The 22,553-nt window shown below is 39.9% G+C and carries 14 protein-coding genes; 1 reads left to right on the plus strand and 13 read right to left on the minus strand.

Translation table 11 applies throughout. The features are described from left to right. Nucleotides 1–800 precede the first annotated feature (800 nt). The 10 genes from RM368_RS28270 to hepC all read right to left on the minus strand — a co-directional run bounded on the left by RM368_RS28270 (nucleotide 801) and on the right by hepC (nucleotide 14,406). A complete protein-coding gene (locus RM368_RS28270) occupies nucleotides 801–1,790 on the minus strand; it encodes an adenosine kinase (protein ID WP_322697129.1) in 990 nt (329 codons plus the stop codon). A 151-nt stretch (nucleotides 1,791–1,941) separates the two neighbouring features. Beyond that, nucleotides 1,942–3,591, minus strand: a complete 1,650-nt coding sequence (locus RM368_RS28275; protein ID WP_322697130.1) for a GMC family oxidoreductase — start codon at nucleotides 3,589–3,591, stop codon at nucleotides 1,942–1,944. A gap of 137 nt (nucleotides 3,592–3,728) precedes the next feature. Further along, the gene (locus RM368_RS28280) at nucleotides 3,729–4,862 is read right to left on the minus strand and encodes a glycosyltransferase family 4 protein (RefSeq protein ID WP_322697131.1); all 1,134 of its coding nucleotides are present in this window, start codon (nucleotides 4,860–4,862) and stop codon (nucleotides 3,729–3,731) included. Between the two features lie 449 nt (nucleotides 4,863–5,311). Further along, nucleotides 5,312–6,781: an O-antigen ligase domain-containing protein gene (locus RM368_RS28285; RefSeq protein WP_322697132.1), complete on the minus strand. Its 1,470-nt coding sequence runs from the start codon at nucleotides 6,779–6,781 to the stop codon at nucleotides 5,312–5,314. 111 nt (nucleotides 6,782–6,892) lie between these two features. Continuing rightward, entirely contained in the window at nucleotides 6,893–7,825 is a 933-nt protein-coding gene (locus RM368_RS28290) for a glycosyltransferase family 2 protein (RefSeq protein ID WP_322697133.1), read from the minus strand. Continuing rightward, nucleotides 7,743–8,945 (minus strand): glycosyltransferase family 4 protein, encoded by a 1,203-nt coding sequence (locus RM368_RS28295; RefSeq protein ID WP_322697134.1) that lies wholly within the window; start codon nucleotides 8,943–8,945, stop codon nucleotides 7,743–7,745. Before RM368_RS28295 ends, RM368_RS28290 begins: the two co-directional genes overlap by 83 nt. Nucleotides 8,946–9,177: 232 nt before the next feature. After that, complete coding sequence (locus RM368_RS28300; RefSeq protein ID WP_322697135.1) at nucleotides 9,178–10,170, minus strand: glycosyltransferase family 2 protein; 993 nt, start codon at nucleotides 10,168–10,170, stop codon at nucleotides 9,178–9,180. 62 nt (nucleotides 10,171–10,232) lie between these two features. Next, nucleotides 10,233–11,393 (minus strand): glycosyltransferase family 4 protein, encoded by a 1,161-nt coding sequence (locus RM368_RS28305; RefSeq protein WP_322697136.1) that lies wholly within the window; start codon nucleotides 11,391–11,393, stop codon nucleotides 10,233–10,235. A gap of 328 nt (nucleotides 11,394–11,721) precedes the next feature. Next, the gene (gene hepA / locus RM368_RS28310) at nucleotides 11,722–13,572 is read right to left on the minus strand and encodes a heterocyst formation ABC transporter subunit HepA (RefSeq protein ID WP_322697137.1); all 1,851 of its coding nucleotides are present in this window, start codon (nucleotides 13,570–13,572) and stop codon (nucleotides 11,722–11,724) included. Between the two features lie 114 nt (nucleotides 13,573–13,686). Then, entirely contained in the window at nucleotides 13,687–14,406 is a 720-nt protein-coding gene (gene hepC / locus RM368_RS28315; protein ID WP_322697138.1) for a heterocyst development glycosyltransferase HepC, read from the minus strand. Between the two features lie 825 nt (nucleotides 14,407–15,231). Here hepC and RM368_RS28320 point away from each other — a divergent pair. Further along, nucleotides 15,232–16,869: a DUF6745 domain-containing protein gene (locus tag RM368_RS28320; RefSeq protein ID WP_322697139.1), complete on the plus strand. Its 1,638-nt coding sequence runs from the start codon at nucleotides 15,232–15,234 to the stop codon at nucleotides 16,867–16,869. Between the two features lie 191 nt (nucleotides 16,870–17,060). Here RM368_RS28320 and RM368_RS28325 read toward each other — a convergent pair whose 3' ends face one another. The 3 genes from RM368_RS28325 to RM368_RS28335 form a co-directional block, all read right to left on the minus strand. Next, nucleotides 17,061–19,289: a polysaccharide biosynthesis tyrosine autokinase gene (locus RM368_RS28325; RefSeq protein ID WP_322697140.1), complete on the minus strand. Its 2,229-nt coding sequence runs from the start codon at nucleotides 19,287–19,289 to the stop codon at nucleotides 17,061–17,063. A 295-nt stretch (nucleotides 19,290–19,584) separates the two neighbouring features. Next, complete coding sequence (locus RM368_RS28330) at nucleotides 19,585–20,685, minus strand: glycosyltransferase (protein WP_322697141.1); 1,101 nt, start codon at nucleotides 20,683–20,685, stop codon at nucleotides 19,585–19,587. A 298-nt stretch (nucleotides 20,686–20,983) separates the two neighbouring features. Next, nucleotides 20,984–22,297, minus strand: coding sequence for an NAD(P)H-dependent oxidoreductase (locus RM368_RS28335; protein ID WP_322697142.1), 1,314 nt, complete (start codon nucleotides 22,295–22,297; stop codon nucleotides 20,984–20,986). Between the last annotated feature and the right edge of the window lie 256 nt (nucleotides 22,298–22,553).

The following is a 22,553-nucleotide window of genomic DNA, read 5'->3' on the forward strand; positions in this document are numbered from 1 at the left end:
CTGACTCTATTACATCCCTACCTCACTTTAAAAGATGTTGGTAATGACAAGCTTTCAAGGGTAGGTTTTTTAGAATCTCGAAAATAGTTGAGAAAATTCTCAACTGTTTAACGTAGTTTGGTCGTTTCAGGATTTCAGCGTTGGCTAAAATAGTTAAAAAATGACCAAATACAAAATACCTACCCTTGTAATATCATGTCCGGTTGAAGACTTATCATTTAGAGGGCAGGGGGCAGGGGGCAGGGGGAAAGAGACTTTTGGGATTTTTGCACAGATACAGTAATCATAAGTGATTAGCCGGACATAATATAAGCCCTAATACCATTTCTTTGTGAGGCTGCGCTAAATTCTCTTGGCTTCTTTCTTTGCGTTCTTTGCGCCCTTTGCGGTTCGTTTCTTATTTAGTTTGGCGCATCTTCATACAGAATTGGTATAACCCCTTCTTTCCAAAGCTGCGGTGTATACACAAGTGTTGGTGCGGTGTATCTATCCCGCCTCGGAATAAATTCCGAGTCTCATAACCAAAGTCCTCTTTTAGAGGACTAAACTAAATTTCTTGTTTAGTCCTCTAAAAGAGGATTGTTAGCTATCAGCCCAGAACTTTAGTTCCGGGCGGGATATTTGCTCAGTGTGGGACTTTCACTTGAACAGAAATATTGGGTGGGTAGGATTTTTAGAGATGTGTGTACACCGTAGCTTTCAAGGGGGGGAAATAGTCTCTTAAAGCCCCCCAATACATCGGGGGGTTGGGGGGGTAATATCAAAATTTAATATGCTATACGATACTTTTCAAACATCCTCTAAGCAATAACTAATGCTTTTAACTCCTCAGTTTTTAATCTTGGCCCATAGCATGTAACAATCTTAGAAGCTGCGGCCGATGCTAATTTTCCGGCTTCTTCATAGCTCATACCTTGGGTAATTCCATAGAGGAAAGCTCCTGCATACATATCTCCTGCTCCGACTGTATCTACAGCTTTTACTTGAGGTGCAGCGATTTCGATTAATTTCTGACCGTCAAATACTACTGAACCCTTGGAACCGCGAGTAATGGCAAATTTCTTACTCAGGGTTTTTAGTTTGTCTACAGCTACTTGAAAATCTTCTGTATCTGCTAGTTCTAATGCTTCACTTTCATTAGCAAAAATCAAGTCTAAACCAGGTCCAATGATTTCTAATAAACCATCTTTAAAAAATTTCACCATGTTGTAATCAGATAGAGACATGGTAGTTTTTACTCCCGCTTTTTCAGCTATTTCTCTAGCCTTTATAGCTGCTTCTTTTCCTGTAGGAGAAGCCACTAAATATCCTTCTATATATAGATATTCTGAATCAGCGATCGCTGATGATACTAATTCTTGTGTAGAAAATTCTCCAGTAATTCCCAAAAATGTATTCATGGTGCGATCTGCATCGGGAGTTACTAACACCAAACATTTACCTGTAATTCCTGATTGGCGATCGCCATTTTTTAAGTTGGTATCTACCTGAGAGTTGACTAAATCTTCTATGTAAAAGTCTCCAAATTCATCATTAGCTACTTTGCAGGAATAAAAAGTTTTTCCTCCTAGTTGACTAATTGCCACTATTGTGTTTGCTGCTGACCCTCCACAACTCTTATGGCAATCAAGATTTTTGAGATTTTCCAAAATATGATTTTGACTGTCTTCATCTAGAAGTGTCATTACACCTTTATCAATTTTTAGCTTTTGTAGTAACTCTGAAGATACTTCGTATTCTATATCTACTAAAGCATTACCTACACCATAAACATCATATTTCTTGCCCATTGTTGATCTCCGAGAATAATTTCTATCTGACTTGAACAGAACTGATAATAACAGATAGGCAACTCCTGGTATAGTTGCTTTATACTGGAGTTTAAACTAAAAGCAAGCGATCGCTACATCTAAAACGTGACGATTTTACACAAAATTATACTTAGTGAGACAATTCAGCTTTCAGATGGTCAGCCAATCGAATTGCCAAGGCGATAATGGTCAGCGTCGGATTAGCATAGCCTCCTGTAGGGAAAACAGAGCTACCTGCTATAAATAAATTAGAGATGCCGTGAACTTGACAATTTGCATCGACTACTCCTTGTTTGGGATCGTGATGCATACGTGTTGTTCCCATATTATGATGGGTACTCAGCGAAGCAACTGGACGATCGCCATCCAATTCAATCTGCAACTCACCCAGTCCGGCGCTAGCAAACTCTTGTGCAAATACTAACTGCGATCGCTTGACACTGCAAATATCTATTTCGCTCCAATAATTCATTAATTTTGCTTGCGGACAACCCAGTTTATCTAGTTGATTACTGAGTGTTACCCGATTATTTGGATTTGGTGTTTGTTCAGTTTGGCTGAGAACTTCAAACTTTGTATATTTCTGTTCATTACCTTCACGCTCAGACCATCCTCCATGACTTAAATCAGGAAATAAATATTCTTTTTTAAGATTATATTTATACCAATCACTTACTAAATCATCAATATTAGTTATGACATTTTGCAAATGCTGAGAAATATTTTTAGGTAACTGTCTTTGTCGAACTGAAGAGAACAAAATTTTTGCAGAAGCCTTTGCCGCCGATCTATACCTTTCATCTCTGGGATATAACAATGCGGTCATATTTAGTAATTTATCGCGGCGCATTACTTGTTCCGTCAAAGCAAATTTTCCCATGACTGTGACATTATTCACCCGGCGTAAGTCATACAAAGCCATCGAATTAAAGATTTTGCGATTTTGAGGAACAAGCATACCACAACGGATAAATGGATGATCCATAAAGAATCTACCCACTAAATCATGTTGATTGCCTAATCCATTCTTTTGAATTTTGTTTGATAGTAATAACAAACGCGCGTTTTCAATCCCACCTGCGGCTAAAATAAATACTTTTGCAACAACCCAAAATTTATTACCAGATAAACAAGCAACTTGCACGCGGTTCACTGTTTGAGTTGTTTCGTCTGCCTCAATTTCTACCACATTGGCGTTGAGGAATGTAGTTATATTAGGAGATTGATTGATTTGATGGCGATATTCATTAGTGAAAATATCGCGCGGGCCAAACTGAAACATACTGGTAGTAACTCGGTCACTTGTGAAATGTATCCGAGGAGATTGAGCATTTTCCCAAGCCTCAGCTTCATAAGCAAAAGAACCGAGTTTACAGACTGCTTGAGCGCGCTCATAAAATGGATTGAGGTGAGATTTACTAAAAGGCCAACCACTGTATGGAACCCAATCTCGTTTTTCAAAATCTATTGCGTCTAATGGCACGTGCCTTAGACCAAGTTGATTTTTATTAATTTCAATATTCCAGACATTAGCCATGCCACCAAATTGACGATGACGCATATCTTGTAAGGGTGGAAAAGGATCTCCAACCGTTTCACCTTCACCAAAAGATGCAGTTTCTTGATTAAATTCCAAATCACCACTTTCTAGTAAGCACACTTGAAAGTCTTGCCCAATTAATTCTCGTGCAAGTGTAATTCCTGCTGGGCCAGCACCAACTATACAAACTTCCGTATTGATAATTTCATCTATTGGTAATTTGCGGCTATCAATCAACATTGATTTAATTCCTTTTGCATAAATATTTTTTATATTGGGCAGATGCATAGAGGGTATTAATTATGAGGTGTAAATGTGTTTGTAGTAAGGACTTTAGTCCGGAATTTTTCAGCACTAAAGTCCTTACTACAAACCTCTCAAAACTTTTGTGATAGAGGGCTAGGCATTACAGAACGAATTGCATTAATAAAATTTTGGGCATAATTCTGCGTTGAAAAATCGAGAGCGCGTTGTCTAGCAGCTATTCCTGCACTCTGGGCAAATTCTTGTTCGTCAAGATAGCGGAGAATTGCGATCGCTAATTTATCCGCATCGCCGTAAGGTGTTAATAGTCCATTCATGCCATCGGTAATAATCTCTGTCGGCCCGCCTGCACTACCAGCAATTACAGGTTTACCCAGCGCCATCGCCTCAATAATCACAATCCCAAAGGGTTCTTTATCTGATGCATGAACAAATACATCCATTGCCTGCACCCATTCCGGAATATTACGCTGTAGTCCAGCCATAATTACTTGGTCTTTCAAGCCCAAGGCAGTGATTTCACCTTTTAAGAAGTCCTCATAATCTGGTTCCAAATCGTGCTTACCGCCAACCACTAAACAATGAGCATCAGGATACTTCTGTAAAATTTTGGGCATTGCTTGCACCAATACGTGCATTCCCTTCCATCGTTGCAATCGTCCCACAATTCCAATCAAAGGCCCGTGTAAAGGTAAGCCTAATTTTCGCCGTGCTTCTTCAGGAGTTGGTAAAGCATTCGGCTCAAATCGGTCTAATGCGACACCAGGATAAACCAAAGGTGTTGGTCTGTGGGGCCAAATTTCTGCCTGTGCTTGCTTGCCATCTTGCGAAAGAGTGATAATTGCCCGCGCTGGAATTAAAGTTGCAATTCGTACCAACCAAGTTTGATCGCTAGGTACTTCTAGTTGATACCACACAGCAGGCAAGCCCGCCAACATTGCCGCCAAACCTCCAGATATATGCGTGATCCACATCCAATTGACAATTATATCTGCACGTTCGCGGCGTGCGATCGCAGCTATCCGCAAAACAGCGCCAATAAAACGGTGGATTTGGCGTAAACGTCCACTTTCTACAACTCGCGCATCAATACCGAGAGACTTTACTTGTTCCACCATCGGGCCGGATTCTAAAAATATTACCAGCCACTCAACACCAGCATTACGTCCCTGCTGCACCAAATCCCAAAGCATCATTTCACCACCGCCTCGTTGCTCGGCCAGTGGCATAACAATAATTACTTTCATAATCTATAACAGTCCTATTTAAGTTGTAAAATTTCTCGAAACAGAATTCAGGAATCAGGAGTCATACCAATTCAAAATTCAAAATTCAAAATTAAGAAAATGAGAATTAGCATAGGTTTTATGGTTTGCATCTGTATCATATTTTTTGTGAATTGATCTCAGAATGAATTCTTAGAGGATATCTGAAAAGTATCAAATATTTATTGATCCCCCCTAACCCCCTTAAAAAAGGGGGGAATAAGAGTCTTAAAGTCCCCCTTTTTAAGGGGGATTTAGGGGGATCTCCAAGGGTTAGATGTATATAAAATAAATTTTCAGACATCCTCTTAAGGAAAATTGGATAACGCAAAGTTAGCTAGTCTGCAAACGTCTGAATCCTCCACTCATTTATTCAGAATTCTGTTAGCGGTAGCGGGGCGTTTAGCCCATTCTCAATTGTGCATTCTTCTTCAAAAGATTCTCGATTTCTTAGAGAAGTTAGAAATATTGGAGAACATCTGAGGATTGCTATAGTACTTATGTCCTGCCATAGCCATAGCTAAAAATCCCCAAAGAATCATCCCTGATACGCTCAACATCCCGCTACCGATAACTAACTGTGAAGCAGAACTGATCCCAATGGCGCGGGCAGCACTGACAAAACTATCGAAACGACCTTCACCATAACTGCTAACAGTAATAATCAAAAAGATTAATCCACCCATATAAAATATGCCTCCAAACCAACCAAGGGTGAAAAACATATCTAAAATGCCGCTATCAATTACCACTACTTCAATTTGACCAGTTTTTTCGTTGACCTTCCAAATATTTCCTAAGCCGTTACCTAGACCATTAGAAAGGGCTAAACCAAGATTTCTATCGTAAGTTCCCGATCTATCTTTGAAGCTGCCATCTTCTTGAATGTTAGAAAAAGTTTCAAAACGCGCTGCTACTACTCCAGCAATTGGTTCGATAGTTGTCAATGGCACAACACAAATAGCCATAACCACAATTATGGTAATTAAGCGCATTTGAATTTTGGCTTTGACTGAACCCATAATCATAATTATTCCAAATAACCAGCCTCCCCAATTAGTACGTGCTTGTGTTAATAGAAAAGATAAGTAACCAACAGCTGAAGCCGGAAAAATTAAGCTTCCTGAACCGGTCAATAATAACAATAACCCAGCTTGCATAACAGAACCAAAGGGGCCGACTGAGTGTAATGTACTCCAGACGCGCATCCCGAAAGGTACAGGGTTTCCAGAACTCATGAATAATTTTGATTGGATGAGCCAGTACCTATCCCACTCAGGAGCTACCACAAATTGATATACACCATAAGTTCCTAAAATCAACACAGACCAGAGAAATGTTCGCTGAATATTCTGGCGATAGCTGGGATAATCTCGCCAGTTGATAAATAAGTGAAAAGCGAAAATAATTGGACTGAGCCAATCCAACAACCCGCGTGCTACAGGAATAGGTGGGTTGTAAATTAGACCGATGAGAAAACCATAAAAAACTCCGATAAAAGCCAAAACAAACGGCAAACCCCCTTGGCGAGAAGCGCGGGGAAAGTGTCGCAAAAATGTTGCTATAGTAATAAACACCACTAAGTAGGGTGCTATGAGCATTTGACGGCTAGCATCCCAGCCTACGCGATAATCAACTAAGCGAGTCGCTAAGGGTGTGAGAAACCAAATCCACCAGGTAAAGCCAATGTAGAGAATGGGATGCCGCAAGTATAAAAATAAGGCTACTACTAAAGCTGTCGCTGGGAAAATTAGGCGCAATCCGGCAGTAACACCACCAAAATAGCAAACTACAGTTAGTAATATAAAGCCTGCGATCGCCATCCAACCCTGTAGCGATCGCTCTTCGGGAGAATAGTTTTCTTGTAAAAAACTATTGAAAAGTATCTGCTTAGAATTCATTCAATTTTAGATGTACATATAAATAAGTTCAACTCGTTCCCAGGCTCTAGCCTGGGAATGAAGTCATTCGAGGCTCTGCCTCATTTTGAATTTTGAATACTTCGACTACGCTCAGTACAAGTTTTGAATTTTGAATTGTTTATATCCTTGCCAACGCCCACGCCAAGATGCTAATAACTTTTTCCCCGCCAACTGCCCTTGACTAGGTAAAAATCTCAGCCATTGTACCAAGCCCAAACTATCGCACGTACCCACGAATACTGCCCATAATAAAAATACAATCCGGCGGAAAAATGACAAATGCTCTAATAAAACTAAGGTTTCATTATGGACTAAATTAATAAAGGCAATTTCATTAAAGTTATTTCGCTGATCTTCATCAAAACGTTGGGCTGGATAATGATCTACAGCAACGTTAGGATCGTAAATTATCTTCCAACCAGCCCGCTTTAATGCCAGGGTGAATGCCATTTCAAAGTGTACTTGCGCTCCAGTACCGCGCATCCGCTCGTCAAAGCGCAGTTGTCCGATAGCTTGGGTACGAAAACTCATGTTCACGCCCTTGAGAATATCGACTTCGCGGGGTTCTCCCACTCCCAGGTGATGGTTGCCAATGACTCGCCCAAACCACTGCAACTGTCCCACTACTGGGCGGGATTCGTCTTCTAATTTGCTGCCGTGATATATCCAATCACGCCCTCCCAGTCCGCCGAGGCGACTATCAGAGGTAAAGTAAGCTGCAATCCGCTCTAACCAATCGGGATGAGGTGCGGCATCATCATCAGTAATGGAGACAATATCGCCCTCCACTGCTGCTAATCCGGCGTTGAGGGCTGCTACTACCCCTGGTTGTGTCACTTTCACGGGATGCAGTGGCAAGTTGTGCGCTGTGTATTGCGCCAGAAATTGCCAAGTTTCTGCATCCGTATCGCGGACAACCACGATCGCTTGATCGACTGGTTTAGTTTGCTCCTGTAGCGCCAAAAGGCAGCGTGAGAGGTCTTGTGGACGGCGATAAGTCGGTATCAGAACGGTGTTCCGCATTCTTGCTTAACTCCTCGAATAAATCCACATAAGTTTGTGCCATAGTAGTCCAGCTGTGTTGTTCTGCCACAGAACGAGCTGTTTGACTCATCTGTTGCATCAGGGCAGAATCGCTTACCAAGGACATCATCGCCACAGCCAAAGCATCGATATCATTTGAGTCGGTTAAGACGATGCCACATTCTGGTGTCACCAACTCTGCACCCCCGGTAGCTGTGGCAGTAATTACTGGTAGTCCTGAAGAAAGTGCTTCTAACAATACGAGGCTACAAGCTTCATATCGGGAAGGAAAAATAAATAAATCTACTGACCGCATAATTTCGGGGATATCGCGGCGAAATCCGACAAAATGCACGCGATTGTTTAACCCCAAGGATGCCGCTAGTTGTGGGAAGGGACTACCTTCGATATGACCTACCACCGCCAAATGTAAATTGGGAACTTTCACCAAGGCGTGTAGTACTGTATCTAAATTCTTTCTGGGTGTGCGAATATCTCCAGCAAACAAGGCTAGGGTGACATTCTCCGGTAAACCTAATTTTTGGCGATTGCTTTGGCCAGGGGTAAACTCTTCTAAGTCAACGCCATTAACAATTACTTTAATCCGAGAACGCGGTACACCAATGTTGACTAATTCTTGGGCTACCTTTTCAGATACAGCCACAACAACCTGTGCTTTTTGGAAAGCTTGTTTTTCCCAACGGGCATTAAAAGCCGTAAATAACCACTGGTAAAAACCATATAAATCGCGGCGGTTGCGAGAAATATGAACAGGCGATCGCAACCATGAACTGTGGACAAAATGTACAGCATTTACATCAGCCGCAGCCAGATTAATTGCTCCATTGACTTTAACTAAATCAATGTCAGAGCGATGTTTACGCAACCAATCTGCACTTTTTTGGGCAAATATGAAATTACGCACAAATTCTGTAGGATAGTCTTTGACTGGAATTTTAATCCAATTAACTTGGCTATTTTCTTCTAGTTCTGGTGCAACTTCACTAGCTAATAATGTCAATTGATGACCGCGACGAATTGCTTCCTTAGCAACCTCATAATTTACCCGTCCTTGACCATCACCTTTTTTGATTTTATGAGTAACAATACAAAGTTTCATCCACTATCTTCCTTAAGGATAAAAAGCTTCACGCAGAGACAGAGGTGCAGAGAAATAATTTAAAAATAATCTTCTTTTCTTCCCTTTGCGCTCTTTAGTCATTTGTCCGTTGTAGTCACAAATGACATAGACGCGCCAGCGGCTTCCCGCAGGTTAGGACAAATGACCAAGGACGACCATAACAAAAACTTTCACAATCTCATTTAGGATTGCTATAAGAGATATTGAGGGATTATTTCGATATTCCGATTAACTTAGTTGCGAGAAATTGCGGCGTAAAACTAAGACTAAGTGCTGCCATAGTTCGCACATTAAATTTTTGTTGATTCAGCGCTTGCCAAAAATAAGGACGTGCTGCGGCTATCTGTTCGCTTCGTAGCAAACCAATTCCCAAAGTAGTATTAGCTTCTAACCATTTCTGCTGAAAATGAGTTCTAAATTCCTGTAACCGAGGGTCTTCTATAAATACTTGATAGCAAAACATTTCGCTTTTTGCTTTGCGAATTTTTGCTTGTACATCTCGACTACCACTGAGCATAGTATCAGTTTGCTCATGGGCGCGATATCGCGTCAATTTTTCAGGACAATAGTAAGCGCCATAACCAGATATACAAAATAGATAGGTTAAATATAAATCCCACATTCCACCTACTTCTGAGGGAATACTATACCAATCCACCAAATTATTGCGAATCACGCAAGATGCAGCAGTAGGTATACTTTTATCTACTAACCCAATTTTGGAAAAAGGTTTATAAATTCCTTTTGCTAGTTTGTCTCGCTTGTAAGCGCGTGTGTTTTCTTCAGTACCAGCATGATTAATTATGCCATTAGCATCTATAATATATTGATCGCAAAAAGCAAGAATTAAATCAGAATTTGCTTCTAATGGTGGTACAAGCTTTGCTAAAAAGTCTTCATGCCAAATATCATCATCATGTAGACTAGCAACATATTTACCTTGCGCCATACTAAAGCCATACTGCTGATTAGCTAACATTCCCACATTTTGCGGATGCTGCCAAAATTTGATGCGTGAATCACCAAAAGATGCGACAATTGCTTGAGGATTTTCTGTACTACAATTATCAGAAATAATAATTTCAATATTTTGATAAGTTTGTTTTATTGCACTTGCGATCGCTTGCTTGAGATAGTCTGGTCGATTATAGGTGGGGATAACAACACTAACTAAAGGTTGTTGACATTCTTGATGTAATGACATATTTTTTCCTTGATATTTTCTAAGTAAAAGATGCACTATTTGATCTTTTTAACAAATTCAGCTTATTTAACTGGAGAGATACTACATAGTTTGTTCGCTTGGGAAGGGAATTCAGCTATTGTTTTTGCATAAATTGTGCGGAGATTATTTACATGAGCAGCCATTGTAAATTCCTTCATCAATAAAGTATGACCTTGCTCACCCATGTAGCGGCTTTTTTGATAATCTCTAGACAATTCATTAATAGCATCAGCCAGCTTTTGGATATTATTGCTGGGAACAAGAATACCCGTTTCTCTATCTCGTAAATGTTCTGGAATCCCCCCGACTGCACTACCAATTACAGGACGACAACGAGAGTATGCTTCCAAAGTTACAAGACCAGCAGGTTCAGGCCAAACACTAGGAAAGATGACTGCAAAACACTGTTGATAAAGCTTATCTAATTTATCTGAATCGCACCAACCATGCCAAGTGATTCGCTGATTCAATCCGAGTGTGCTTGCTAATTTTTCTAATCGCGGTCGTTCCCAACCTTCACCTGCAATATCAAGTTGAATTTTTGGGTCTGTATGTATTAAGGTTTTGAGTAGCCATTCCAGACCTTTATCAGAAACAATTCGTCCAGCAAACAAAATTCGATGATTTTGATGTACTTCCAAGCTTAGGGGTGAACTTGCTGTTTCTGGTATAGAGATTCCACAATGTAGTGTTATAACTTGTTCGGGGGATACACCGTTTTGAATTAACTCTTGTCGCACATATTCGCTATTTGCAATGAAAGTAATTTTTAGCCTTTTCAAGACATCTAAAAATTGATGAGTAGTTTGAAGTTCTCTAAGAGTTCTTAAAGGTCTACGGCTACCACATTTATCTGCTAATTTACCCCAGGTACATCCTAAGTAAGAAAAGTTGCGATCGCAGATTGTCCGTTGCTCTGCTAAATACTTTGTGCCACTAGGGCAGTAAAATGAGTGATTATGAACGCTGAAGATAGCAGGACATTCCCCTGTAAGCTGCAATAGCAAATCTGGACTGTGGATGTGCAACAGTTTGAACTGTTTTTGATCGATATTTTTAAGTGATTTTATCACGCGATCGCTAACATTATGTGGTCGATGTGCAAACAGAGAAGCTAAATAAGTTTCAACACCTCCACTCCCACCGACACCAAAACTTGAGCATTGATAGATTAGGTCTCGATCAAAGATTTCCTGGAACATATTTTCTATGATTTTTAAGTATATAGGACGAATTTTAATAACTTATCTATAGGAATAATAAATTTACAAAAACTTATTATTTTACTATTAGTTTGGCAAAATTATTAATACATACAGCAAATGGCAAGTAAGTTAGGTACAAAATTCAGGACTGATTTATCAGATATAAACAGTGTTTACCTCTGTCCTCCTGCCTCCTGGCTCCTGCCTCAAAACCCGTAACTTTGTACTTCATGCAAATGAAAATTGCTGTATTTAGTGATTAACGGCTGTAAAGATATACAGCCGATGAAGATGTTGTAATTACTTTGGTAATTAGATGTTCTTTCTAATCTGGCTGCCTTAGTTCATATTGCATTTGATGATATTTCCAAAGCTTCCCTTTTAGTTCCAATAGTTCTTGATACTTACCTTGCTCTACTATCCGTCCCTGTTCTAAAACTACAACTTTATCTGCTTTAGAAATAGTAGAAAGACGGTGAGCGATCGCAATTACTGTTTTACCCACAGATAGCTTTTCTAATGAATCTTGAATTAAGCGCTCAGATAGCGAATCTAAGGCGCTAGTTGCTTCATCCAAAATTAAAATTTCTGGGTTCCGCAGTAAAGCTCGTGCAATCGCAATTCGCTGTCTTTGTCCTCCAGATAATCTAACACCCCGATCTCCTAATTGGGTATCAAAACCTTCGGGCATTTCCAAAATAAATTCTAGTGCATTTGCTAGTTTAGCGGCTTCTTGAATTTCCTCATTCGTCGCTTCTGGAGTTCCGTAAGCAATATTCTGCCAAACATTAGTATTGAAAATAAAAGTATCCTGACTGACAACAGCTATTTTGCGACGGAGAGAGTTAATTTCAAACTGGCGTATATCCATTTCATCAATGTAAATATACCCATCTGTAGCATTATAAAAGCGGGGAATTAAATCAGCAAGAGTTGTTTTACCAGCACCAGATGCTCCGACTAATGCCGTCATTTTTCCCTTTTCAATTGTCAGGGTAATATTATGCAGCACTAGATTTTCATCATCATAACCAAAATCCACAGATACTAAATCTATTGATCTCTTTAATCCCTGAAACTTAACTCTGCCATTTTGAAAGTAATATTTTTCATCACTTGTCAACAGATTTTTAATATTGTCTGCTGAACCATGTAAAGTGCTAAGATATGCTCTCGTGCCATTAATATCTTGAACAAATGGAATAAAACGAAAGAGTACAAAGAAAAAGGTTAGCAAAGAAGCAACTTGTAGCGTTCCATTAGTGACAAGACTAGTGAATGCCAAAATAATCATTCCAATCAATACCGTAGTCGCTACCGCTTCGGCAATTGGCTTCACAAGTGTCCAGGTAAATACAACTTTTGTTGTACTAGTTATTACCTTATCGCTAGCTTTATAGTAACGCTGACGCTCAAATTCTTGAGTACCACAAGAATGAACAGTGCGAATGCCATTAATAAATTCTATGGCTGTTGAGGTAAAATTAGCATTAGCAGTTGTCATGCCAAAACTTGATTCTCTAACTCTGGCATTTAGATTTGACAAGCCCACACCTAAAAGTGTAAATAGCAATGCTGATATTATCGTCAATTGCCATGAGATCAAAAACATTGATATTAAGTAGACAAAGGTTGTGAGTCCTCTAGTTACTAAAAAAGCTCCGCCACTAAAACCTTGTCTGATCCTTTCAATCTCTGTCGTAATTGTGTTAATTAGTTCGCCAGAACGAGTTTTACTGAAGTAACTTAGTGATAATGATTGTAACTGTTCAAAAATTTGCTTGCGTAAGCGATCGGCAAGATGTAGTTGAGATAATTCAGTATAGACTTGAGAAAAATAATTGAAGGTCGCACGTAACCAAGTACTCAATAAAATCAGCAAAGATACGCGATATAAACGATTAATTGCTGATGTTTTAGCTCCCAAAATCCAAAGATCGAACCATTGTATTCCTGTTTGGACAGGTTGAGCATTGGGACTAGTTAAGCTTTGCAAAAAGGAAAGTAAAAAACCAATACTTACACCTTCAAAAGTTGCCGCCAAAATTGAGAAAATCAGAGCTAAAATTGCAATTTTGCGAAAGTGTTTAAATTCTCGCAATATCAAATAGTTGTCCTGCCAAAAGCTGCTAGCTTTCAGCAGATTACTCAGTGGTTGAGGAAGCTGTAAATTCATGAATTTTATAATAATAGTTTGGCAAGGTAGATAGACCGCTACAAATGCTACGTAAGCAATTTTTGCTTTAGCGTCTGTGCGGTAGGTGAAATCATCAATTACCGCACAGATAAATTAGAGTGTTTGGCTATCCAGATGTAATAGATGAGACTGTGCCTCTACTTCCCAGGAAGCTGTAATTTCTGGTAATTTATTTAGCTGTACTGCATCTTCCAAAGTCCAACAACGAGATCCGGTTAAACTCATATCACCCCGTAGCACGTTAAATAACTGTGGCAGATTGTCGAGATTGTATTTACCCATCCAACGCCCTAGCGATGTGGTATTGTGAGTGCAAAAACTCATCGCTTGAAAGAATTTACCTCGTTCCCCAACACGCCATTCATGACAAAAAATTGACCCTGGTGAGTAAACCTGCATTAATCCAATCAATCCCAACATGACTGGACTTACTAATAGCAGCAATACGAAAGCAGCAATCCAATCAATTACTCGCTGCAATTGTCTCAAGGGTTGGTTAGAAAGTTTTTTGCCAGCGGGTATGCTTAGGAATATTGGTTTTTGAGCTGCTTGACATGCATCTGCCCAAAATTTGAGTAAAGTCTCACCCAATTTTGGATCTATGCTGACCAAACTTACTGAAGAATGTTGTAAGCATTCTACTAGCGATCGCTTATTATCTAATGAAGCCAGATATGGTTGTTTCACTCCTCCAAGCGGCTTCACCAACAGCTTACCCCGTCGCCACAGGAGTGTGCAGTACCCACGATTATCTTGGTGTGACTGGGTTACATCATATAAATTCTCTAGAGTTGGAATTATTGAAGTTGTCATAATGTCTTTGGGTTTATACAAAAGTGAATTACTGAGGCGTTATCAAAGGCTATCAATGCCAAAGACCCAAATCCGAATCTTGTTGTAAGTCCAAAAAGTTGGAGATAATTGAGGGCAAAAATATGCTATAGTATTTGCCGCTCAGCCAAGTATGTATTGCGTAGAATTCTGCTGGTGTAGAGATTTACAAATTAGACAGATACTAATTACATAGGTAGCAATCCTAAATGAGATTGTGAAAATTTTTATTATGGTCGTCCTTAGTCATGTGTCCTACCCTACGGGAAGCAGCTGCTGCGTCTATGTAATTGCAAATAACAAAGGACAAATGACAAATGACTAATGACAGCCAACTCCAAAAATATTTCACAAATGATTTAGGACTGTACTATTAACATTCATGGGCAAATCTTGATTTTCCGGAAACTACTGACAGTAGAGAAGTGTAGAGAGAAATTAGCCATGAATCTATATCTACGTTTAATTACGCTGAGGTGTTCATTGTCTCGATAGATTTGAAAAACCAGTCTGCTCTTGTCTTCTAGCCTTTATGAAGGTGCTTTAATCTCTAGAATATAAGACTCTGTAGAAATAGCGATCGCTCAAATAACTTCTTTATTTATTCTTTAAAGAGTCAGTGATTTCTCTGAAAATCTGTAAAGATAGCATAAATATACTGAAATTTTCCTGATAGCAACAAAATTCAATTTGGTTCATCAAAACTTAGGGTGGCATAGCTATGCTACCCTACTATGTATTACATTTAAACCACAATCACTACTGAGATTTATTAAACTTAGTTTATATAACTTTCTTTAGACAAAAATGAGCTTTACTCGTCCTACAGTTGAGCAACTTGCTTTAGTTTCAAACTACAAAGAAAAGTGGAGAGCTATTGCTACCAATACAAATAGAATCGATTCTGATAAAGTAACAACAGTAATTCATCAGATATATCAATTACTTAATGTGAATGCTCCTTTATTGCGATTCACAAATAGCCCGTATAGTGCTATTTTAATATTGAAAGAATTGATTGAAAGTCGGAATTACGCTCCGCTCAATAATTTAAGTCAGCAAATTCACAAACATCTTAAGGGAGAACTAACCTTTCAACTAACTGGACATTCAGATGTAAGAGTATATCCAGCAGGACTTACTGAATATCCAAACCAGGCGCTGAGTTCTCAGTTACGCAACCAGTTAAATTATTTATTGATAAGAGAAGTATGGTTACAGTTAGGCAAACAACCAGAAATATGGACAACTTTACAAACCCAATCTTGGTATTATCACTATAGTTCTGATTTTTATATTGCTCCTGAATCGTGGGCATGTGACGGCTGTTATCTTGATTGGTTGAGTAATTGTCTAAATTGGAAACATAGCCAGAAACACTGGGAACTCTTTGAAGCTTTATTAATACAGTGTGGTTGGATTTTCCCATTTCAAGAAATTTGTATTGTTTGCGATCGCCCCATACGCATTCTTTTTGATACTGAAAAACACTTACATGCAGAGGGAGAACCTGCACTGGAATTTTTGGATGGGTTGCGGGTATACGCTCATCATGGAATCAAATTACCAAAACAGTATGGAATGCTTCTGCCAAATCAATGGAAAGCTCAATGGTATCAAGCAGAAAAAGATTTCTCTGTTAGAAAACTACTTTTGCAGAATCTTCCAGTCCACTTGCTCGATCAAAATTGGCTTTTATGGGAACCAGATAGAGATTTGAAGAAGCTACTGGTTCAAAAGTTAGGTATCCAGGTTCAAACTCTTACTAACGATCAAGTAACTATTTTGGAAGCTTATCGTAGGCAATGGCGAGAAGTAGCACTTCAACTTGCTCCTATTGATCGTCAGAAAACTACCTTGGCAATTGAGCAGTTCTATACTGTTAACAATTTACCATACACATACACCCCTGAAATTATATTTGCTGATGGGCTATACACTGCTCGAAGACTAGTAAAACAAAAATGTCGTGGACAAATATCAAGCAGTCATTTGTATAGATATCATAGAGAGGAGTATCCAAACCTCATTCTTATCGATAAACTTTGGAGAGCAATAGCTGGACAACTGAGTGATAGTGTCTTGAAACAACTTTGCAACACCCTTATCTGCAAGCGTTCTTGGAGTTTAGAACCCTCTTCTGGCTGGATTAAATATGAGGAATTAACTGTCTGGTGTAGTCTATTTGATTTTTGTATCTCCGTTCTCGGATGTGTTCATGACTCAAATTTGTGGTCAATTCTGCAAGCAGTTGTTACAGAATGTGGTTGGTTCTTGCCATTTAAACGTACTTGTATTGTTTGTGAGCGTCCGATCAAATTATCTGTAGATGATCAAGATCGACTTCATGCTGAGAATGAACCCGCTATTGTTTACGCAGATGGTTACAGACTCAGAGCACGTCACGGACTGCACCCCAAAAAGTATTTCCAAACCCGTCAATAAGGTTTTTCGTTTATCAGGTTGCTAATTTGACTATTTGAAATTAGGTTTTTTTGGCACATAATCTAGAAAATACGGTTTATACATGAACATAAATAAGAACTAAACAATGAGTTATTCTCATTTCCTAAACAAGGGGCTTAAGCCCCTTGTTTAGCTAAGATGGTAGCTGAATTTACGCCTTGCGGTACTAGCTACTTCTCTACAGCTTGTCGCAGAGCCAATTGCTGTTGTTTGATATTGGGTACGTAATTACTACTATTTGATACCCCATTAGCTACAACCCCAATCAGATTTAACTTACTCAGCATAGCTGTCGCTTGATTAAGCTGACTTCGCGTCACAATACCAATGCTTGCCACCATAATCACACTACGACAAGATGATGCAGTAAGCATGGCATCCACCAAACCAAGAACTGGGGGCGCATCTATCAGAACTAAATCATAATTTTCCTCAAATGCTGCCATTAATTGCATCATCCGCGGAGAACTCAACAGATTAGCTGGGTCGTTAGGTTTGGGGCCAGCAGTCAAAATATCGATGTAGGCGGAACCTGAGTATTGAAGATTAATTTGATTGGGTAGAGTTGTATCACTCGCCAATAAAGTTGAAAGTCCCTGCTCATTGGGAAGATTCAGTTGATAGTGCAAACTGGGATCGCGTAAGTTGGCATCAATCAGCAGTACTCTTTTGTGTAAACGAGCAGCACTCATTGCCAAACCCAACGCCAAAGCTGATTTACCTTCATCGGCTAAAGCTGAGGTAATCATCAAAGATTTTAAATTAGTAACAGTATTTAAAAGTTCGATGTTTTTGTAAATCAGATCCAGCGATTCCCAACGCGGTGGAGATTGCAATACCTGAATTGTCCAAGGAGCAAGAACTTCTGGCTTGCCAAAAGGCAACTTGATCGTTGATTCTCTAGGTTTGGCTGGCGGTAACTTGGGAGTTGTTCCCAACAACGGCATGGCCATTTGCTTCTCTAACTCAGCAGTGGTGTGAACTGCATCATCAGCCGATTCGCGGATAAAGGCAGCAATACCTCCTAACATTAACCCAACCACAGCACCTAAGAGCAAATTCTGTTGGAGATTGGGGCCTAATTGTGCGCCTTTTTGGGGATCTTCTACCACTTCCCAATTAAATCCACCCTTGGAAAGTTCTTGCCGTAATTGTTGTTCTGCTCTTAAAAGCTGCTCTAATCTTTCACGACTAAATTGCAACTGCGGTAGCATCCGATTGTAATAAGCCAACAGAGGCGGGAAGCGTTTGATTTCCAAACGCAACTCGTTTTCTTTCTGAGCCAAACTTTGATCGCGAGCAGTTAATGCAACTATAGTTGTCTGCGTTTCTACTAACTGACCAGCAAGGCTGAGATCGATTTGGCCTAGCTGCCCTTTTTCGAGAAGAGAATCTCCAGAAGTGAACGCACCAGCAGATTTTCCGCCTAAAGTTCTTCCTACTTCTTGTTGCAATAATTCCTTTTGGCCCTGAAGCTGTTCTTTGAGCTTTTGCACACTCGGAGTTTGATCTGTAAAGCGTAAGCGTTCTTGTGCTAGTGCCAATTCGCTTTTTTGGATTTCGTTTAATAAGCCTTGATAGCGAGTAGACTGACTCAAACGAGAAGCAACTAGAGCATTTTGGGGAGAACGGTTAAGTTGTTCTTCTAAAGATTTTTGGCGTGCTAAAGCTTCCCCATACTGAGCGCGAGTTGTCTGTCTTTCTTGGGAAAGATTGTTCAAAGCTGTTTCAATCGCTTTCGCCTGTGACTCTGGATCGATTAAGTTCTGATTTCTGCGAAACCTTTGTAAATTTGTCTCAGATGCGTTTACTTCTTCACTAGCTTTACTTAACTGTTCCCTAATGATTTGCAGACCTTTTTGTAAACGCGAACTCTGTTGTTGTTTGTTATATTCCAGATAAACTTGGCGAATTGCATCTAGAACTTTTTGGGTTTTTTCAGGATCTCCAGCAGTGTATTCAACTTGAAAAATTTTAGTAGCGACATTATCTTCTTTGCTCCTAATTTGTGTTAAGACCAAAGAAGCTTTAATTTCTGCTGAAGTTATATCTGGATACTTAGATTGAAGTTTATCAACTGCTTTTTGGATGAGTCCCGAACTTTGCATCAAGTTAAGCTGAGTGGCAGTATCTATGACCACATTAGAGTCAGTAAACTGATTGTCTACCGCCGCACCACCTTCCGTTTTACCTTGATAGTTAGGTTCTACTAGCAGTTGCATAGAACTTTTATAAGTAGGTTTTGTTTTTACAGTTACTATGCTGGCAATTGCAATAGAACTAATTAATACTGCTAAGAACCAAGGAAATCGCCGCACAAATACGGCAAACATTTGTCCGTAACTTGGTTCATTTTCAGAAGTTGGAGCTAGATGAGGATTTAGACTAGTTTGAACCACTTTTATATCCTTGTCTTCAAGACTTACGCTAAGAGATTCTCCGAAAAATACCTATTTTTTTACGAATTGCTAATCAGGAGAGAGCAAATAAATAGGTAATCTGATAGTGGAAAGAGATTCAGAAATCAAATTGCAACGCCAGAGCCATTATTTGTTGAGATACCACCTCTACCAATAACACGGTCTAAATTAGTCCGATATCAAAAGTTTTTTATCTACTTTGAAAGTAAAGTATGTACCAAAAAACAATAACTAATGACTAATGACTAATGACTAATGACCAATGACTACTCAATCAAATGAATAATTGCTGCACACCACAAGCTTGATTAATAATTTGCTCAACCTTGCCAAAGAATGCATTTTCTGAAAAATTTGCTACTGCATGATTACGGATGCGATCGTAATCCCAAGAAATGCCGTTAGCTTCTTGTAAGGCAACTTGGAGAGATTCGGGTGTTTGTCTTTTGAAAAAGACTCCTGTTTCACCTGGAATTTGAGTATCTAATACTCCACCTGCTCCATAAGCAATGACTGGTGTACCGCTTGCATTAGCCTCGACTGGAACCAATCCGTAATCTTCTAAGGCTGCGACAATAATCGACTTGGCTTTGGAAAACAAGTCTTTGCGGGTTCTATCACTTACGTGTCCCAAGAACACAATATTTTGTAATGCTTTGGATTTTAACCGTGCTAATTCTGGCCCGTCACCAGATATTAATAGCCGCCACCCCAACCAATTAAAAGCTTCGACTATTATATCAAGTCGCTTATAACCGATCATCCGAGCAGAGGCCAGATAATATTCATCTTTTATATCAGAAAAAACAAATTTACTAGTATCAATTGGATAGTTCACCATCATTGCCTGTTTGCCATAAATTTTTGCAATTCGGCGGGCAACAACACTAGAATTAGCAATGTAAAGGTCAGGCTCCTGTGCATATTTCAAGTCTACTTTTCTCATGACTTGAAATATTTGTTCGATTAAAGGAGCAAAATATCTATAGTCTCCGTACTCTCTTAAATAAGTTGCTGTATCCCATAAGAAACGGGTAACGTTATGACAAAAACAAATATGGTGGGCATTGGGATTTTTTCGCACTGCTTTGGCGAAGCTGGTGCTACTACTAATAATTAAATCGTAGTCTTGCAAATCCAAGGCACGAAAGGCAGGAAAATATAAAGGAGCCATCGACCTGAAATATTTTGCTGCACCAGGAATCTTTTGTAAGAAGGTTGTATTAACTATGCGATCGCCTAAATCGATCGTTTTTTGAGGATCGTACAAAGATGTGAAAATATCTGCTTCAGGATAGCGCTTACAAAGCAGTTCAAACACACGCTCTGCCCCACCTCGCTGGGTTAAATAATCATGGACGAGAGCAATTTTCATGAAATTTGACCTAAAGTTTCGATCGGGTTTGTTGAAACGCTCCCCAGCAAGTTACTATCAACAACTTTAGTGTCCCGCAGTATAGCTTTCTATCCTCTTGATGAAATTTTGGCGACAAACATATAGGGGCTTCGGAGATCCCCCCAACCCCCCTTTTTAAGGGGGGCTTTTTGTAATTTTACCCCCTTTTTAAGGGGGTCGCCGCAGGCGGGGGGATCTTATCCGAAACGTATTAAGGGCGTACAGCTGTACGCCCCTACAGCCAATTCATTTGTGGCAAATGTTTTGAGAACCGATATTATCCAACTGCTACTAAGATTTTTTCTGGAGCGAAATAGGCATTTTGCTCGGCTCGTAATTGGTCGCAAAGTCTGCCTTCAGGTAATTCTACATCCTCATAAGTGAGGACTCGATCTTTAGAAATATCTCGTTTGAGGCGGCACCCTTCAGCTAAACCCATTGGTAGAAGATTTTGCTGTTGGACGATATCGGAATTTTCACATTGTCCGTAGGTCATGTAGTAGCCGATGCCATCTAAGGTTTCTCCTGCTTTCAGGTCGATTTTGGCGGTGGTGACAACATCTACTAACGGGCCTGCTAGTGGAGACATCACAGCATCAGCAAATAAAACAGCACGCGCTATGGACAAGGGAACTTCAAAATGACAGAGGTGATAAGGAGTATAGAAGCTGTAAAGTGGGCCTTCGCCTAATTTATATAAGTTGAGATAGTGGCGTTGCTTGGGGTCGTCGTGAGTGGCAAATACATATACGCCTGGGCCTGGTTTTGCTCCAACTACATAATCGACGATGCCGCCCAGTTCTTTGAGTTGTTCAACATCATATAACTGGGTCATTTCATCGACATGACCACTGAAGTCATATCCCAACATTCCCCGTTTGGCGACTTTCATGCCTGTGGCATTGGCAACGATCGCTTGCTCGAAGGAAATTTTGCTTCCGTCGGCGAAGCTAGTCACCATGTGGGGCTTTTGACCCCAACGTTTAGCAAATCCTTCCTGGGTGGTGGGATTGCGATAGGGGTCTTGAAGTCCTTTGATGTTACCGCACAATAAGGGAGTTAAACCAATACTTTTTACAAAGCGATAAAGGTTCATTTGCACCCCTGGCTGATCGCCATCACAAGCGCTGAGAATCACGCCTGCTTTGTCGGCATACACTTTCAGGATGGGGCCAATGGTGCCATCGAGTTCGGCATTCATCATGATCGTATGTTTGCGGTGGGCGATCGCTTCCATAACGATCTCAGCGCCAAATTCCACTGCACCCGTGACTTCGATTAATGCATCGATGCCTTCAGCCCGACACAGTAACTTAGCGTCTTCTGTGACTGCATACTTACCGTTAGCGATCGCATCTTCTAATTCGCTGATAGTTGCAACAACTTGAATATCTTCAATTCCTGCTTCCGAATAAGCTTGTTTAGCTGCACCAATCTGACGATTAGAGATAGCAACTAACTCCATTCCTGGCACTGAATTGACAATTTGGTTGGCAATTCCTCGACCCATAAAACCAGCACCAATCATTCCCACCTTGATAGGATTTCCTGCTGCTGCACGGGCTTGTAAGGCGCGATCGATAATAATCATGAACTAAACTCCTTTTTGGAACTGTTTGTTGTGTTACAAATTCTCGATAATTTTGCACTTAATAATTTTTTACAGATCAATATTAAGTACATTTTCATAGAAATTATCATTAATGATAGCTACTAACTGGTTGCTTGCTAGATGCTATAACAGCAGTTTGTTTTTCCGGCTATGATTTTTGATAATTTGCTTCACAGTATTTCTGTAAGCTTGGGCAAACTTTTCTTATTGATTTGCTCTTGCATATTCCCTCCCC

It is taken from the genome of Nostoc sp. DedSLP03, from assembly GCF_034530815.1.
Lineage (GTDB): Bacteria > Cyanobacteriota > Cyanobacteriia > Cyanobacteriales > Nostocaceae > Nostoc.

Excerpts from the sequence above, each read along its gene's own strand:
- RM368_RS28270 (WP_322697129.1), bottom strand. The coding sequence starts at position 1,790 with ATGGGCAAGAAATATGATGTTTATGGTGTAGGTAATGCTTTAGTAGAT.
- RM368_RS28275 (WP_322697130.1), bottom strand. The coding sequence starts at position 3,591 with ATGTTGATTGATAGCCGCAAATTACCAATAGATGAAATTATCAATACG.
- RM368_RS28280 (WP_322697131.1), bottom strand. The coding sequence starts at position 4,862 with ATGAAAGTAATTATTGTTATGCCACTGGCCGAGCAACGAGGCGGTGGT.
- RM368_RS28285 (WP_322697132.1), bottom strand. The coding sequence starts at position 6,781 with ATGAATTCTAAGCAGATACTTTTCAATAGTTTTTTACAAGAAAACTAT.
- RM368_RS28290 (WP_322697133.1), bottom strand. The coding sequence starts at position 7,825 with ATGCGGAACACCGTTCTGATACCGACTTATCGCCGTCCACAAGACCTC.
- RM368_RS28295 (WP_322697134.1), bottom strand. The coding sequence starts at position 8,945 with ATGAAACTTTGTATTGTTACTCATAAAATCAAAAAAGGTGATGGTCAA.
- RM368_RS28300 (WP_322697135.1), bottom strand. The coding sequence starts at position 10,170 with ATGTCATTACATCAAGAATGTCAACAACCTTTAGTTAGTGTTGTTATC.
- RM368_RS28305 (WP_322697136.1), bottom strand. The coding sequence starts at position 11,393 with ATGTTCCAGGAAATCTTTGATCGAGACCTAATCTATCAATGCTCAAGT.
- hepA (WP_322697137.1), bottom strand. The coding sequence starts at position 13,572 with ATGAATTTACAGCTTCCTCAACCACTGAGTAATCTGCTGAAAGCTAGC.
- hepC (WP_322697138.1), bottom strand. The coding sequence starts at position 14,406 with ATGACAACTTCAATAATTCCAACTCTAGAGAATTTATATGATGTAACC.
- RM368_RS28320 (WP_322697139.1), top strand. The coding sequence starts at position 15,232 with ATGAGCTTTACTCGTCCTACAGTTGAGCAACTTGCTTTAGTTTCAAAC.
- RM368_RS28330 (WP_322697141.1), bottom strand. The coding sequence starts at position 20,685 with ATGAAAATTGCTCTCGTCCATGATTATTTAACCCAGCGAGGTGGGGCA.
- RM368_RS28335 (WP_322697142.1), bottom strand. The coding sequence starts at position 22,297 with ATGATTATTATCGATCGCGCCTTACAAGCCCGTGCAGCAGCAGGAAAT.